The sequence below is a fragment of the Victivallis vadensis genome (assembly GCF_003096415.1).
Classification (GTDB): Bacteria; Verrucomicrobiota; Lentisphaeria; order Victivallales; family Victivallaceae; genus Victivallis; species Victivallis vadensis.
Genome location: NZ_QEKH01000014.1, coordinates 64,161 through 78,959, shown reverse-complemented (window position 1 = coordinate 78,959; position 14,799 = coordinate 64,161). Strand labels below are relative to the sequence as shown.

Below are 14,799 nucleotides of genomic sequence, written 5' to 3'. Positions count from 1 at the left end.
CCGTGCTTCGCATCGCAATCGTCGGCGCGGGCGGAATTTCTGCACTGCACTGTAATTTCCGCACCGTGCCGGGGTGTGCCGCTTTCACGGGAAGACGGCCGGCGTCCGCGAATTCGAGGATGCCGGCGTCACCGTCGGCGGCGAGGGAAAATGGCGCGCGTCACCGGTGTTCCAGCCAGTTTTCAAGCTCTTCAAAGACGCTTTGCAGGTCGTCATAGCGCAGTGCCGCGTAGCGGTCGAGCGGCGTGGGCTGGGCATTGACGATCACGATTTTGCCGCCGCCGTAGTTGGCCGCCATCGGCAGCGAGGCGGCGGGCTGGACGGTCAGGCTGCTGCCGAGCACCAGCACGAGTTCGGCTTTTTCCATATCGGCGAATGCCTGGTTGAGCAGGGCTTCGTCGAGGTTTTCACCGTAAAAGACGATATCGGGTTTGACGAGGCCGCCGCAGCCGCAGCGAGGCACTTTTCCGGCGAGCACCAGCGGCGCGATTTCGGCATAACCGAACTGCTTCCGGCATTTCAGGCAGTGGTGCCGGGCGGGGCTGCCGTGCAGTTCGTAAACGTGGCGGCTGCCCGCTTGCTGGTGGAGCAGGTCGATATTCTGAGTGTATACGCCGCGCAGCAGGCCGGATTGTTCAAGCCCGGCAAGGGCGCGGTGGACGGCGGCGGGATGGAACTCTTCCAGCCGGTACAGGAATTCGGCGGCCCAGCCGTAGAACAGCGCGGGTTCGGCGAGGAAGCAGTCGAGCGACAGAATCTCTTCGACGGATTTGCCGTGCCACGGTTCAAGGTAAACGCCGTTTTTGCCCCGGAAATCCCGGATGCCGGACAAAGTGGAGATGCCGGCTCCGGTGAAGGCGAGGGTGCGTCTGGATTCCTGCAGCATCTGTTTCAGTTCTTCGTACATGATGATAACTCCGTCTTGGTTGGGTACCGGAGTTAACATACCGCGCGGCGGACGGTTTTGCAAGCGGTGCTCCGCCGCTGCGCAACTTCTGGGATTCCCCTTTTTTTCAGTTTTTTTCAGTTATGCTCTTGACAAAAAGAACATTATTTGGTATAATATTCAAAGAGAATTGAACATTAAAACCGGTTGACGCTGTGAATCAAGAGCAATTTGAAATCTATCGGCACCTGGCCGGGAGGCTGATCGACGGACAACTGTCGCCGGGGAGCCATATCGAGTCGGAGCAGGAGCTGGCCCGGAAATTTTCCACGACCAGAATGAACGCCTACCGGGCCATCAAGCAGTTGGAGCGGCGCGGGATCGTCAGCCGCAGCAAACGCGCGGGAACAAGGGTGTCCGCTCCGGTGAATCCGAATCTGCTCCGCCAGCTCAAATGTGAGATGACGCGCCGGATCTGCGTGATCCACAGCCGGAACAGTTACGAGTATCTGCACTGGACCGGGGAGTTCCGCCGGACTCTGCAGCAGGCGCTGGCCGCCGAGGATTTTACGTTGGAGGACGTTCATCTGGATGATGTGCGGGACCGGGCGGAACTCAAGGAGAAGCTGCTGCGGCTCACGGAGACGGGAATTGCGGCGTTCATTCTGTCGGTCCGCGGGGAAGAGGACGAATTCCTGATTGAAAATTCCGATCTCTTCTTCCAGTATCACAATAAGATTTTCGTCTACCAGTCCGGCGCGATGAGCTGGATGCACTGGCCGTTCCACACGGTGACGGTCAATATCTTCGGCGAGGGGAGCCTGGCCGCGAAGTACCTGATGGAAAAGGGAATCCGGAAGATCGCCTACTGCCGCCGCGAAATCTCCTCGAAGAACTATCTGGACTTCAACCGGGAACGCCTGCTGGGCGTGGAATTTACGATGCGCCGTCTCAGCGACGGCCGGAACAAACCGGAGGAGTGGGTCGGACTGGAGCAGATTTACCGCAACTGCATGGAGAACGGAAGCGGCTGCGGCCTGATCGTCAGCACCGACGAGCTTGCCGCCCGCATCATCGATTATTTCGCCGAACGCGGAGCGAAGCGTCCGCCGGAGATGATCAGTTTCGACAACAACAGCGAATATGACAGTTACCGCCTGACCACGATTGCGCCGCCGCATGTCGAAATGGCGCAGACGCTCGGCAGGCTGATCTTCGACAACATCGATATCGACTCGGAATGCGGCTTTGTAAGTTATATCAAAATAGACTCGAAACTCATCATCAACCATCAGGAGTAACCCATGTTCGAAGAGAAGCGTTTCCATTCCGGCGGCAGGTCAGCGGTTTATTACACACTGATCAAATTTCTGAACGGTATTATTCCATGCGTGCCGTCACTTCATACCTTCCGGTCCCTTGTTTCCGCTCTGCGTAAAAGAGAGGGGTTCGGGGGAGAGAAAGCGGCGACCAGCGCCGCATCTCTCCCCGTACCAACCAATCCGAACATCTCTCTCATTTCCCGCAAGCTCTCACGCCTCTGCCAATGCTCTGCAGGCGGCAAGTCGGAGCAAAAACGTGAAGTTGTTTTTCCGCAGAAAAGCGGGAAGACAACTTCACGTTTTTGCGGATCTTTTTTCCGCCGTCGATCGACCGCGTCTTTGCACTGCACCGCCCCGTACCCGGCACCGGCACCTTGCCGGTCGTGGTCCAGCGGCGAAAGCGCTGGTCGCTCCGGCTGGAGCGAAATCCTCCGTCGGAGACTATCCCGCTGCAGTTTTACGCTGATTGAGCTGCTCGTGGTGATTGCGATCATAGCGATACTGGCGGCGATGCTGCTGCCGGCTCTCAACAAGGCGCGGGACAAGGCGAGGGCGATCAGCTGCGTGAGCAACCAGAGCCAGATTTCCAGACTGATGACTTTCTATCATGGGGACTACGATGGCTTTTACCCGTCGCCGAGCGGGGCGGGCATCTATCCGAACTGGCTGATCCAGATTACCACGGTTTATTTTTTCAACAACGATACCAACGTGGCGTGGAGCGCGCATTCGGCGGATAAGGGCCTGATCACGCGCTGCCCGGTGCGGAGTCTTGCGAACGAGGAATATTATGCGAAATACAGCAACCGCCATACATGGGTGATGTACGGGATCAACTACATGCATCTCGGTGCCGGGGCGAGCAATACTGCGCTCGGGAAGAAACTTTCGAGGATTTCGCAGCCGTCGCGGACGCTGATGGCGGCGGATTCCACGGCGGAGACGGGCTGGGGGCAGTTGATCAGTTGGGGATGGGCGGATGCGTATCCGTATGCGCGGCATTCCGGACGGAGCAATGCGATCTGGCTGGACGGCCATGTGGAGAGCGTGCCGACCGCCGCGCTGATCAACAATGAGAACGAATACTGGAAAGTGGAACGATAACAAAGGAGTATGAAGATGAAAAAACTGTTCTTTCTGACCCTGGCGTGCGGAGGCGCGATGCTGCTGAACGGCGCGGAGCTGAAACTTCAGTCCGCCGCGGATGGAATGCTGATCGACCGCAACGGCGACGGCGTGGTCGAATCGGTGCTGACGCATACGCAGGAGAAACCGGTGCTGGAGCTGTTGACCGGAAAGCTCGGGAACGGCATCCACCGGAGCGTGCTTGAATACAAACTGCCGGAGAAATCGGCGGTCGCCAAGGCGACTTTGACCGTGACCCTGAACGGCAGAACCGGGTGCCACCCGGATACTCCCGGCATCGCCGGGCCGGAAACCGTGCTGTGGGTCTATTGGGGCACGGAAGCCGACGGCAAGATCGGTCTGGCCGATGACGGCGCGGGAGAGAAAGCCGGGGTGATCCTGCCGAACCGGGCGGCGGATCTCTCCCGGCCGGTCGTGGTCGATGTGACGGAACAATTGAAAAAGGCGGTTGCCGCCGGGGCCGGGTGGATCGGTTTCCGGCTGGAAGCCGCCGATGAGAAGAACGCCGCCGCGGCCTGGCGGATCCGTTCGAGCGAATTCGCCCGGCGCTATGCGGCTTCGTCGCTGCCGGTGCTGACCATCGTGACGGAGCAGGGAGGAAGGGGATGAAACACTGTCTGATCCTCGCCTCGCTCTGCTGCGGCCCGGCGCTGTTGTCGGGTGCGGCGGAGCTTCCCGTCTACCCTTCCGGGGGCGGGTTGAATCTGCGTGTGCCGGTGGTTGCCCCGGTTGCCGGGGGCGCGAAGGGAAACCGGCTGCCGTTTGAAATGGTCCGTTTCACCTATGAGCTGGCGCCGCACCTGACCGGGCTGGAAGCCGGGAGCGTGTCGCTGTTCGTGGAGGACTGCATGCGCCGTCCGGCCAAGGAGGTGCTGACGCTGGGCGGCCCGGCGGGGGAGTTGAAAGTCGTCATCCCCGCCGGCCCGTCGCAGGAGCGGAGGTTCCGGCTGGAGTCCGGCGAAGGCCGGGCCGACTCCCGGGGGACGCAGGCGCCGGGCAAGTGGCATAAACTGCTTCTGACGTGGGGAAACGGCCGGGCCGGACTGACGCAGGAGAACGGCGAAACGCTGGAGGTGAAGCTGCCGGAAAACTTCACCGTGCAGCGGCTCGGCTGTTCCGCATCGCTGGTCGATGAGCTTGAGCTCAAAGGCGGCGGCGGGAGCTTTTCGGTCGGCTGGGAACGGGATTACTCCGGCCGGCTGGTCCCGGCGGGGCAGGGGGGCGTTACGGCCGCCGTGCACGGCTTCGATACCTATGTGATCGGTTCCGACCCGGAAAAACGCGATTATCCGCTGGTTCAACTGCTGAACAGTACGCAAGAACGGCGGGAGGTCACCCTCCGCTATGAACTGCAATCGGAGGTGAACCGGATTCGGAACGTCCGGCAGGAGAAACGGCTTCTGGAACCGGGGTGCAGCACGATGGTCCCGGTGATGTCCCCGGCCCTGCTGCAAAGCGACGTGTACCATCTGGTGATCTCGATCGACGGACTGTCGGCCCCGTTCCGGGTGAAAAAGAATTTTCTGCATGTCGCGCGCCGTCCGGAACCGGCCGGGCCGGGGCTTTTCGGACTGCACGACTGCGACGTGAAAGCCTTCGGTTTCTGGCCCGACGCGCTGCCGCTGCGGTATGCCCACAAGTATTTGCGCTGGGGATGGGTGCAGGGACCGGCTTTCGTGGACCACAGCACGGCTCCTGAACACGATCCGGCCGCGCCTCCGCAGGAGTGGAACTGGAACGCCGCGCTCGACTGGGAACTGATGGCGGGGCGGGAGCTTTTCGTTTCGTTGCAGAGCTATCCCTACTCGGCGTGGCACCGCGAGCGGGAGTATCCGCGCGGGATGAAACAGTGGCCGAGCGCGAAGGGCGGCGGCTTCCCGGACCTGAAAAAGTACGCCCGTTTCCTGCGGGAGAGCGCCGAACGTTATCGCGGCAGGATCCGGCACTACGAGATCGAGAACGAACCGAACGCGTATGGAATGCCGGAGCATCCGGAGGATTACGCCGAGGTCTGCCGGACGGTTTACCGTACTGTGAAAGCGGTCGATCCCGACGTCCGCATCTACGGCGTCTGCGGCACCGGCAGTTTCCTGCCGTGGATGAAGCGGGCGCTGGCAGCCGGAGCGACGGGCAACTTCGACGTGCTCTCCTATCACACCTATACCACGCCGCGCCAGCCGGATCAGGCGAACCTGCGCCGTTTTCTCGGGGAGGTGCGGGAGGCGGCGCCTGCCGGAATCCGGCGTTTCAACTCCGAGACCGGCGTGCTTCAGGCGCTCCGCTACGAGGCGGACCGGCCGATTCCGCCGGAGACGGTGGCGCTGGCGGCGAAGGAGCGCCGGACCGGCTTCGTCTCCACGGCTTCATGGCCGGGCCGGGTTAACGACGAGTGGGAGGCTTCGGCTTCGATCGTTAAAAACGCGGTGATCAATCTGGCATCCGGTTCGGAGGGGTTCATCTTCTTCGGCTGGAACCCGGAGTGGCCGAAAGACGGTAAACCATGGACGGAGAGGGAGCCGGATTTTTCGCTGCTTTCAGCTACTCCGGCGGGTGAACGCACTCCGAGCCTGCTCAGTCTGGCCGTCGCGGTGCTGGCCGCGCAGTTTGAGAGCGCCGATCCCGGCAAGTCGTATCGCTGGCTGGATTCCGGCGAGGTGCGCGGCGCGCTTTTCAGTAAAGCGGCGGCGGGACGGGTCGCGGTGCTGTGGGCCGCGGATGCTGCGGCGGATGTGCTGGTGACCGCTCCGGGAAATGAGCTGGAAACGGTGAACGTCTTCGGTGAGCGCCGGATATTCCGCGCCGTGCCGGGGGCCGGACGGGACGGGCGGGGCGTGTTCCTGCTGCCGCTGACCACCATGCCGCGGTATGTGCATCTGGCGGATGGCGAATTGGAGGTGCTTTCCTCGCCGGTCAGCGCGGTCGAGGTTGAGAACATCGTCGGCGGGACGGGTTCCGTGGCTCTGACGCTGCTCAACACCGGCGACGAAGTCTGGAATGCCCGGCTTGAAGCGGGCGCGGTTCCGGGGCTTGTTGTTTCGCCGCGGGAAGAGGAGGTGGCAATCCGCCCCGGACGCCGCCGCAAGGTGAAGTTCGACTGTCGGCTGGAGGCCGGAGCCAAAGGGAGTGTATTTGAGCTGCCGGTCACGCTCCGGCTGCCGAACAATGTGGAACTGACCCGGGGCTGCCGGATCGGTGTTTCAGCCTCCGGCGCCGCCGGAGAAGTGCCGGAAAATTTTGTGCTTGCCGCCGGCGACGCGCTGGACGGCTTTGCCCCTGAACTGAAACTTGACCGGATTGAGCAAGCGGTGTTCGGCCGCCCCTCCGACACGGCTTCCATCCAGGAGGCGCACTTCTGGGGCGGTCCCGCCGAACTCTCCGGCGGTTTCCGGCTCGGCTGGAATCGCGAGGCGCTTTTTGTGGCGGGGCGGGTCCGCGATATTCACCCGAGGCTGCCGGAGGTGTGGCCGGGGGCGCTCGGCAGTTGCGTCGAGCTTTTCTTCGACTTCCGCACACCGGCGGAGGGACTGGGGAAAGCGCAGTACGGCCGGAACGTCCTTCAGTTTCTGATCCTGCCGCCGGTGGCGGGAAAAACGAAACCGCAATTGTGGTGCCCGCAATTGCCGGAACTCCCGGCGGAGACGGTGCGGTTGTGCGGAGCAGCGCAGGATCGGCAGGAGTATTGGATCGGCCTGACCATCCCGTGGAAGCTGGTCCGCGCGGACGGCAATCCGCCGGAACGGTTCGGGTTTGACGCCGGAATCAACGGCTCTTTCGGCGATCGCGACGGGCGCAAAGCGCAGTTGATGCTGTTCGGCACCGCCCGGAACTTCTGCGACGCGTCGAAGTTCGGGATGATCCCGGTCGGGAAAGGACGGCGCGGGCAATGAGGGCGCAGTGGTTTTCCGAGGCGCGCTTCGGCATGTTCATCCACTGGGGATTGTATTCGATCCCCGGCGGCATCTGGCGCGGCAGGGAGATGTCGTACATCGGCGAATGGCTTCAGGCCTGCTTCCGCATTCCCAATCGCGAATACGGGGCATTGGCGGCGCGTTTCAATCCGGAGCGGTTCGACGCGGAGCAGTGGTGCCGCACCGCTCGTGACGCCGGTATGCGTTATCTGGTCTTTTCCGCCAAGCATCACGACGGATTCGCGATGTACCGCAGCCGGGTGGATTCCTATAACGTGGTTGATGCGACGCCGTTCGGCCGCGATCCCTTGGCGGAGCTGGCCGCCGCCTGTCCGAAGTACGGGCTGAAGCTGGGCATCTATTATTCGCAGGACCTTGACTGGCACCACCCGGACGGCGGCGACCCGGGACCGGAAAGCCCGAAGAATCACGGCATGTCGTGGGGGAACGACTGGGACTATCCCGCGCATCGCGGAAAACGGTTCCGGCGCTATTTCGAGGGAAAGGCGATTCCGCAGTTGACGGAGCTGCTGACCGGCTACGGGCCGGTCGGCATCATGTGGTTCGACTGCCCGCTGACGATTTCCCGCGAGGAGTCCGGCAGGATCGTGGAACTGGTCCGTAAACTCCAGCCGGACTGCCTGATCAACACCCGGATCGGGCATGGCTTCGGCGATTACGGCAGCTACGGCGACAACCAGCTTCCCGCCGCCCCCCCCGAAGGGATGTGGGAGACGCCCGGAACGCTGAACCGCACCTGGGGATTCAAGTGGAACGACCACGACTGGAAAACTCCGGGTGAAGTGCTCTCCTTGCTGGCTTCGCTGGCGGAGAAGGATACCAACTACCTGCTGAACGTCGGGCCGATGCCGGACGGCTCCTTTCCGCCGGAGACCGTCCGGGTATTGCGGGAGACAGGCAAGTGGCTGGAACGGTACGGCTTCGCGGTTTACGGCTGCGGCGCGAATCCCTTTCAATGTTCATTTGACTGGGGATATGTGACCGTGGAGCAAAGACCGGGAAAACGGACCCGGCTTCATCTGATCATCCGGGAGTTCCGGCCGGAAATCCGGCTGTACGGTCTGGAGGAGGTGGTGGTCCGCTGCTGGGCTGCGGCGGAGCCGGAATGCCCCGTCGAATTCGGGTGTTCCGGCGGCCGCTGCCTGACCATCCGCCTGCCGGAATGGCTGCGTGCCCGGCTTTTGCCCGTGGTGACGCTGGAGCTGGCGTGCCGGAACGCTCCGGCAGTCTGTACGGACCTCGTGCCGCTTGACCATGTCCTGCGGCTGCCTGCCGCGCGGGGAACGATCCGTCACGGGCAGCGGGAGGCCGCCGTGGAACCGGCGGAGCTTCGCGGCCTCGGCGCCGCCGGGGAACGTCATCCCGCCGTCAGCCACTGCTGTCTGGACCGGACCGGCAATCTGGCGGAGTGGCACAACCCCGCCGACCGGATCGAGTGGGAAGCGTACTTCCCGGAGGAGGGACGGTACCGGGTCGAAGTGGTCACCGTCTCGGGGATTCACGGCGCGGCGTGGAAAACCGGGCAGAAGGTGGAGCTGGCCGTCAGCGGCGACGGAGGCGCCGCGAACGTGCTGGTCGCCACCTTGAACGGCCGTCCCGACCCGTCCGCTTCCGACCGGTGTTATATACGCGGAAGCGCGGAGGCCGGCACGCTCTCCCTGAACGGAGCCGGGCGGCGGAAGATTTCGCTGCGGATGCTCGACTGTCCGGACCGGGAGGCGCTGGCCATGACGCTGGCGGAACTCCGGCTGGTCCGGCTGTGACTTCGCGAAGCGGCGTCCCTATTCCCGGGGAGCGGGGAGCTGCTTCTCCTTGAGCGCGCGGGCGACTTCTCCGGCGACGAGTTCGGCGCCGGCGCGGTTGAAGTGGGTGCGGTCGGGCTGCTGTTCGGGCGTGACATAGAAGAGTTCGGCGCTCTTTTCCGGGCCGTACTTTTCCAGCGCCGCGACGGTGGCGTTGTAGAGATCGATCACCGGAGTGCCGGTTTCGGCGCCGACCTTGCGGACCGCTTCGGGATAGCCGCCGAGGGTGTTGCGGACTTTCGCGCCGTCGAAGATGCGCCGGGCGACCGGAGTGCAGAGGACGACTTCGCCCCTGCGTTCGCGCACGTCGGCGATGAAACGCTTCAGGTACTCCTGATAGCTGCCGTCGGCCGGAGCGTAGCGTTCGGGGGAATCCTTCTTCTGGTCGTTGTGGCCGAACTGGATCAGCACGAGATCGCCGGGCGAGAGCTGCGCCAGAAGCTTCTCCCACCGTTTTTCAGCGACGAAACTTCTGGTGCTGCGCCCGCCGACCGCGAGGTTGATGACCCGCACATCGGGAGGGCAGAATTTCTGAAGCATCTGCCCCCAGCCGGCCCGGTCTCCCGAGCGGTTCCAGTTTTCGACCGTGGAATCCCCGGCGATGAAAATTTTGCGCGTGGTGTCCGGCTTCAGGGCGAGGTTGCTGAAGACGACGTTTTTGCCGACGGCTCCGGCCATCGGCTGAACCCGGCATAATACAGCCATCGCATCGGCGTCGCCGGTGTCGAAGAAGAGTTCAAGCCGCTGCCTGCCGCCGGGGGCGGTCGGAGAATTCAGCGAGGCGAACTCCTGTTTGTCCTTGTTCAGCTTGACGTTGAGGTAGGCGATGCCGGGCTGATCGCTTTCCACGTCGGCGCTGAACACCAGCTTCGTGTGCGGCGCGGCGGCGAAGTACTGGACGAATGCGCCGTGCGAGCCCTTTTCCTTGAGGACGGTCATCTTGAGTTTGCCGTCCTCCAATCCGGTCTGAACGACATCCGGGTAGGCATTCCGCCAGTGTTTTTCCCCTTCGGAGAAATCCAGATTCCGGACCTTCAGTTCCGCCGCCGTCAGGCAGCCGGACAGCATTGCGAGGGAAAACAGCCAGTTGAGTTTCATAAAACCGATCCTTTCCTGTTAGGTGAAACAAAAAGTGATAATCTGACACAGTCACAATGTAATTATACAATATTTCATGTCAAAACGCAAGAGGTAATTCCCAGGAAAATTGATTTTTCATGGAGCGACTGTATCGAAACCGGTGGATTTCGCAGCGGGGATAGTGAAAAGGCCAATCGGGAAAATGGGGGGATGTAACCGTTTTGCCGGAATTGCAGAGAAAAAGATACAGATGGAGGATGAAAAGATATTTTCATTCCGGATTTCTAAAATATTTGTTCCGGGGGCTGGAATTTTGGGAAAATCGCGTTATCTTAATCGTATATCCTACAGTTTTCCGGACGGCTCCGCCGATCCGGGCAACCCATCAGTAAAGAGGTGTAATCATGGCAAAGATGGCGAAAGCTGCGGTGCTGGTCGCTCCCGGCAAATTTGAAATCAAGGAATTCCCGATTCCGCCGATCGGCGACGATGAGATGCTGGTCAAGGTGGAAGGGTGCGGCGTCTGCGGCACCGACGGCCATGAATACAAACGCGATCCTTTCGGTCTCTGCCCAGTGGTGCTCGGTCATGAAGGTTCGGGCGTGATCGAAGTGCTCGGCAAGAACATCACCCATGACTCCGCCGGTCTTCCGGTCAAGGTCGGCGACCGGATCGTGACCTGCGTGATCCCGTGCGGCCAGTGCAGCGCCTGTCAGAATACTCCGGCGCGCACCAACCTCTGCGAGCATTGCGGCGTGTACGGCCTGTTCCCGGACGACGATACCCACCTGAACGGCTACTATGCCGAGTATTTGAAAATCCGTCCGAATTCGACTTTCTTCGTGGTGAACGGTCTTTCCCTCGACCAGCGCATGCTGATCGAACCGGCGGCGGTTGCGGTCCATGCGGTCGAGCGCGCCAAGACCACCGGGTTGCTGAACTTCAACACCAAGGTTCTGGTGCAGGGTTGCGGCCCGATCGGACTGATGGTGCTGGCGGTGCTGCGCACGATGGGCATCGACAATATCATCGCGGTGGACGGCAACGACAACCGCCTCGAACTCGCCGGAGAGATGGGCGCGACCCATACCTTCAACTTCACCAAATATGCGAAGTTCGAGGATATGCTTGAGGAAGTGAAGAAGGATACCGACGGCCTCGGCGCCGGATTTGTGTTTCAGTGCACCGGCGTTCCGGCGGCGGCCGCGAATGCGTGGAAGATGGTCCGCCGCGGCGGCGGTCTCTGCGAAGTCGGCTTCTTCCTGCCGAGCGGCACCTGCACGATCGATCCGCACTACGACCTCTGCAACAAGGAGGTCACCGCGGTCGGTTCTTGGGTCTATTCGCCGCAGGATTATCCGATCGCGTTCGCGTTCCTGCGCCGCGCGGCCGGAATCGGCCTGCCGATGGAAAAGCTCGTGACCCACCACATCCCGCTGGAGAACATCCAGGAGGCGCTGGAGGTCAACGTGAATATGAAGGGCATCAAGGTCGCGGTGGTCGTCGAATAACGCGATCCGTCTTTTGATCCATTGTCCGGCGCAGGCCCCATCGGGAACCGCGCCGGATTTTTGTGTAACCGGAGAGAAGAGATGTTTACCGAGTTTCTGGTCAGGATGTTTGTGAAAGAACCGGAGAATACCGGCAATCTGAAAGTGCGCCAGGCATACGGCGAACTGGGCGGAATGGTCGGTGTCGCCTGCAATGTGGCGCTGTTCGCCGCGAAGATGACGGTCGGGCTGATTTCCGGCAGCATTGCGGTGCTGGCCGACGCGGTGAACAACCTCTCTGACGCCGGTTCTTCGGTGGTGGCCCTGATCGGCTTCCGGATGGCGGCCAAACCGGCCGACGATGAACATCCCTTCGGCCACGGCAGGCTCGAATATGTGGCCGGGCTGGTGATCGCGGTAATCATCATCGCGGTCGGCATCGACTTCTTCAAGAGTGCGGCGGAGCGGATTTTTCACCCGGTTGAAACGGTGGTTTCCAACTGGGGGATGCTGGCGGTCGCGCTGGCGATTCCGGTGAAGTTCTGGATGTTCCTCTTCAACCGCAAACTGGGGAAAAAGATCGACTCCACCGTGCTGCAGGCGACGGCGTTCGACAGCCTGAGCGATATTCTGACCACCTCCGTGGTGCTGGCGTCGGCGGCGGTGTCGCGTTTCACCAGCTTCCCGGCGGACGGTTACGCGGGTGTCGCGGTGGCGGTGCTGATCATTCTCGGCGGCATCAAGGTGGTGCGGGACACGGTCAATCCGCTGCTGGGCGAGTGCCCGGACCGCCAACTGGTCGAGGAGTTGGAGCGCAAGATGCTGGAAAATCCCGACATCTGCGGCGTTCATGACCTGATCCTGCACAACTACGGTCCCGGCCGGTATTTTGCAACTGCCCACGCCGAGGTGAATTCCGACTGCGATCCGGTGAAGATTCACGATTCGCTGGAACGGACGGAGCGGGAGGTGGCGCTGGCGCTGCCGGTCCAGCTCACTTTGCATTGCGATCCGTTCGACCGCGACGACCCCGAATACAAGTCGTGGCGGCTGGCGACGGTGAACGCCGCAGAATCGATCGACCCGCGGTTCCGGGTCTATGACTTCCGGATGGCGAAAACGGCGCATTGCCGGCATCTGCGCTTCAATCTGCTGGTGCCGCGCAATTATGCGCTGAGCAACCGGGAGTTGCGTGAGCGGATACAGACGATCCTGCGGGAACGCGATCCCGGAGTGAAGGTCTCGCCGGTGGTGGAGAATACCTTTGTCTGACAACGCGGACCGGCGGAGCCGTCCGGAAAAAACTGCAGGATATGCGATTAGAACAACGCGGTTTCTCCGAAATTCCAGCCTCGGAACAGATATTTCAGAACACTTGATATCCGTAAAAGGGGCAAAATGACCGGGGGCGTTTCGCGTATCAGAAACGGATAACGCTGATGCCGTTGCGGGTGACGACCTGTTCGGCTGCCCAATCAGGCGGAAGCGGCTTTTTTTTGAGATTCCGCAAGGTGATGAACAAGCGGCTTCCGGGATGACTGGCGGCGAGCAGCTTGTCCGTTTCCTCTTCCTTATACCAGCGTGAGGCATATTCCGGATAGTTGTTCAGCCCGTATTGAAGTTCTCCGGGCTTGCCGATCAGCACGAGATCGGTTCGTTTCAGAAGCCAGGCCGTCGCCTGAAGCGTGCCGCGGTCAACCAGGATGATGTCGCCGCGCCGTACCGGTATTTCCTCCAGGCACTGCCGGATGCCGACGGCCGTCGCTTTGTCGCCGAGGGCGATATCCGGAACGGCATTCAACCCGAATACGATCGCCGGGGCCATGCCGAAGAGAAAGACGGCGGACTGCACCGGCGCCGTCCAGCGGCGGCTGCGTATCAGTGCGACTCCCCACGCCAGCAAGGCCAGCAGCGTCAGGTACGGGAAAAGATTCCATTTGCCGTAGAGCTCGGGCAGGGCGGGAATGAACCGCCAGACGATCAGGCCGACGGTTGCGATCACGGCAAGGGCGGCCAGCAGCAGGCCGAGGCTTTTGAAGGTGATGTCGAGAATTTTCCGGGCGGAGCCGGGGCGCAGCCGGAAGGCTTCGAGCGTACCGGCTGCGATCAGGGCGGCCAGCGGCGGGAAACAGGGCAGAATATAGGTGCCGAGCTTGCAGCTTGAGGCGGAAAAGAGCAGGAACGGGAGTACTGCCCAGCAGAGCAGGAAACGGTACAGCGGCCGGCGGAACAGCTCGCGTTTCCAGCCCATCCAGGCTGCGGTGCAGTAGAGGCCGGCCGGCAGCATACCGCCGAGCAGGACCGGGATAAAGTACCAGAAGGGTTCCGGGTCCCGGTCGTAGGTATTGCCGGTGAAACGGTTGAAGTGCTCCTCCTCGATGAAGTAACGCCAGAAGTCCGGTTCCTGGTGGTGGATCGCCAGCGCCCACGGCAATGCGACCAGCAGGGCCGCGGCGAAAGGAAGCCACGGATAGACGAAAATCTTTTTCCACTCCTTCTGCCAGAGCAGAAAGGGGACGATCACCACGGTCGGAACCGCGAAAGCCAGCAGCCCCTTGAGCAGGAAAGCGGCTCCGGTTGCGGCTCCGACGGCGGCCAGCCATGCCGCGGTCGCCAGCCGGGTTCGCGCGCTCCAGGCGAAATAGAAGAAACCGATGGTCAGCGTCAGCGCCGCCGTGAGCTGGCTGTCGAGCACGGCGAAGGTGCCGACACCGTAGACAAGGCCGCAAAGCAGATAAATCCCGGTCGCCAATACCGGCAGACGGGGATCGGAGCTGTTTGTTTTCAGCAGCCTGAAGAGCAGCAGTGCGGTGATGCCGACGGCCAGCGCGGAGGGCAGGCGCAGCGCGAATGCGTTTTCACCAAAGTATTTGAAGCTTAATGCGGTGAGTTGATAGCCCAGCGCCGGTTTTTCAAAATAGCGGACATCGACGAGCTTCGGAGTGATCCAGTTGCCGGAGGCGAGCATTTCACGGGGAATTTCCGCATACCGGAATTCATCCGGCCGGATCATCTGACGGCTGCCGAGCGGCAGGATATAGGTTGCCAGGTAAAACAAGATCAGCAATGTGACCGGAAGGCGTCTGGAATCAAAAATCTTCAAAAGCATCTGTTATCCTTGACTATGTTGGTTTATTTCATTAA

11 protein-coding genes are annotated in these 14,799 nt (G+C 61.6%); 8 read left to right on the top strand and 3 right to left on the bottom strand.

All coding sequences use genetic code 11. The annotated features are described in order from the left end of the window. Positions 1 to 160: 160 nt before the first annotated feature. Complete coding sequence (locus C8D82_RS09875; protein ID WP_116884113.1) at positions 161 to 907, bottom strand: SIR2 family NAD-dependent protein deacylase; 747 nt, start codon at positions 905 to 907, stop codon at positions 161 to 163. A 194-nt stretch (positions 908 to 1,101) separates the two neighbouring features. Here C8D82_RS09875 and C8D82_RS09870 point away from each other — a divergent pair, with 194 nt between their 5' ends. From C8D82_RS09870 to C8D82_RS09850, 5 genes are read left to right on the top strand one after another with little or no spacing between them, the layout of a single operon-like run. Further along, positions 1,102 to 2,187, top strand: coding sequence for a GntR family transcriptional regulator (locus tag C8D82_RS09870; protein ID WP_116884112.1), 1,086 nt, complete (start codon positions 1,102 to 1,104; stop codon positions 2,185 to 2,187). Between the two features lie 3 nt (positions 2,188 to 2,190). Further along, on the top strand, positions 2,191 to 3,312 hold the full coding sequence (locus C8D82_RS09865) for a prepilin-type N-terminal cleavage/methylation domain-containing protein (RefSeq protein ID WP_116884155.1): 1,122 nt from the start codon (positions 2,191 to 2,193) through the stop codon (positions 3,310 to 3,312). A gap of 15 nt (positions 3,313 to 3,327) precedes the next feature. Next, the gene (locus tag C8D82_RS09860) at positions 3,328 to 3,963 is read left to right on the top strand and encodes a hypothetical protein (protein WP_133245140.1); all 636 of its coding nucleotides are present in this window, start codon (positions 3,328 to 3,330) and stop codon (positions 3,961 to 3,963) included. Next, entirely contained in the window at positions 3,960 to 7,241 is a 3,282-nt protein-coding gene (locus C8D82_RS09855) for a DOMON domain-containing protein (RefSeq protein ID WP_116884110.1), read from the top strand. The genes C8D82_RS09860 and C8D82_RS09855 overlap by 4 nt, the downstream gene beginning before the upstream one ends. Next, the gene (locus tag C8D82_RS09850; RefSeq protein WP_116884109.1) at positions 7,238 to 9,046 is read left to right on the top strand and encodes an alpha-L-fucosidase; all 1,809 of its coding nucleotides are present in this window, start codon (positions 7,238 to 7,240) and stop codon (positions 9,044 to 9,046) included. The genes C8D82_RS09855 and C8D82_RS09850 overlap by 4 nt, the downstream gene beginning before the upstream one ends. 18 nt (positions 9,047 to 9,064) lie before the next feature. Here the strand turns inward: C8D82_RS09850 and C8D82_RS09845 are convergent, their stop codons facing one another. Then, a complete protein-coding gene (locus C8D82_RS09845; protein WP_116884108.1) occupies positions 9,065 to 10,183 on the bottom strand; it encodes a rhamnogalacturonan acetylesterase in 1,119 nt (372 codons plus the stop codon). A 109-nt stretch (positions 10,184 to 10,292) separates the two neighbouring features. Here C8D82_RS09845 and C8D82_RS21190 point away from each other — a divergent pair, with 109 nt between their 5' ends. From C8D82_RS21190 to C8D82_RS09835, 3 genes are all read left to right on the top strand, one after another. Further along, the gene (locus C8D82_RS21190; RefSeq protein WP_165832985.1) at positions 10,293 to 10,619 is read left to right on the top strand and encodes a hypothetical protein; all 327 of its coding nucleotides are present in this window, start codon (positions 10,293 to 10,295) and stop codon (positions 10,617 to 10,619) included. Then, complete coding sequence (locus C8D82_RS09840) at positions 10,570 to 11,676, top strand: zinc-dependent alcohol dehydrogenase (protein WP_116884107.1); 1,107 nt, start codon at positions 10,570 to 10,572, stop codon at positions 11,674 to 11,676. Before C8D82_RS21190 ends, C8D82_RS09840 begins: the two co-directional genes overlap by 50 nt. Before the next feature lie 81 nt (positions 11,677 to 11,757). Continuing rightward, positions 11,758 to 12,927 (top strand): cation diffusion facilitator family transporter, encoded by a 1,170-nt coding sequence (locus C8D82_RS09835; protein ID WP_116884106.1) that lies wholly within the window; start codon positions 11,758 to 11,760, stop codon positions 12,925 to 12,927. A gap of 148 nt (positions 12,928 to 13,075) precedes the next feature. Here the strand turns inward: C8D82_RS09835 and C8D82_RS09830 are convergent, their stop codons facing one another. After that, complete coding sequence (locus C8D82_RS09830) at positions 13,076 to 14,764, bottom strand: phospholipid carrier-dependent glycosyltransferase (RefSeq protein ID WP_116884105.1); 1,689 nt, start codon at positions 14,762 to 14,764, stop codon at positions 13,076 to 13,078. Positions 14,765 to 14,799 lie beyond the last annotated feature (35 nt).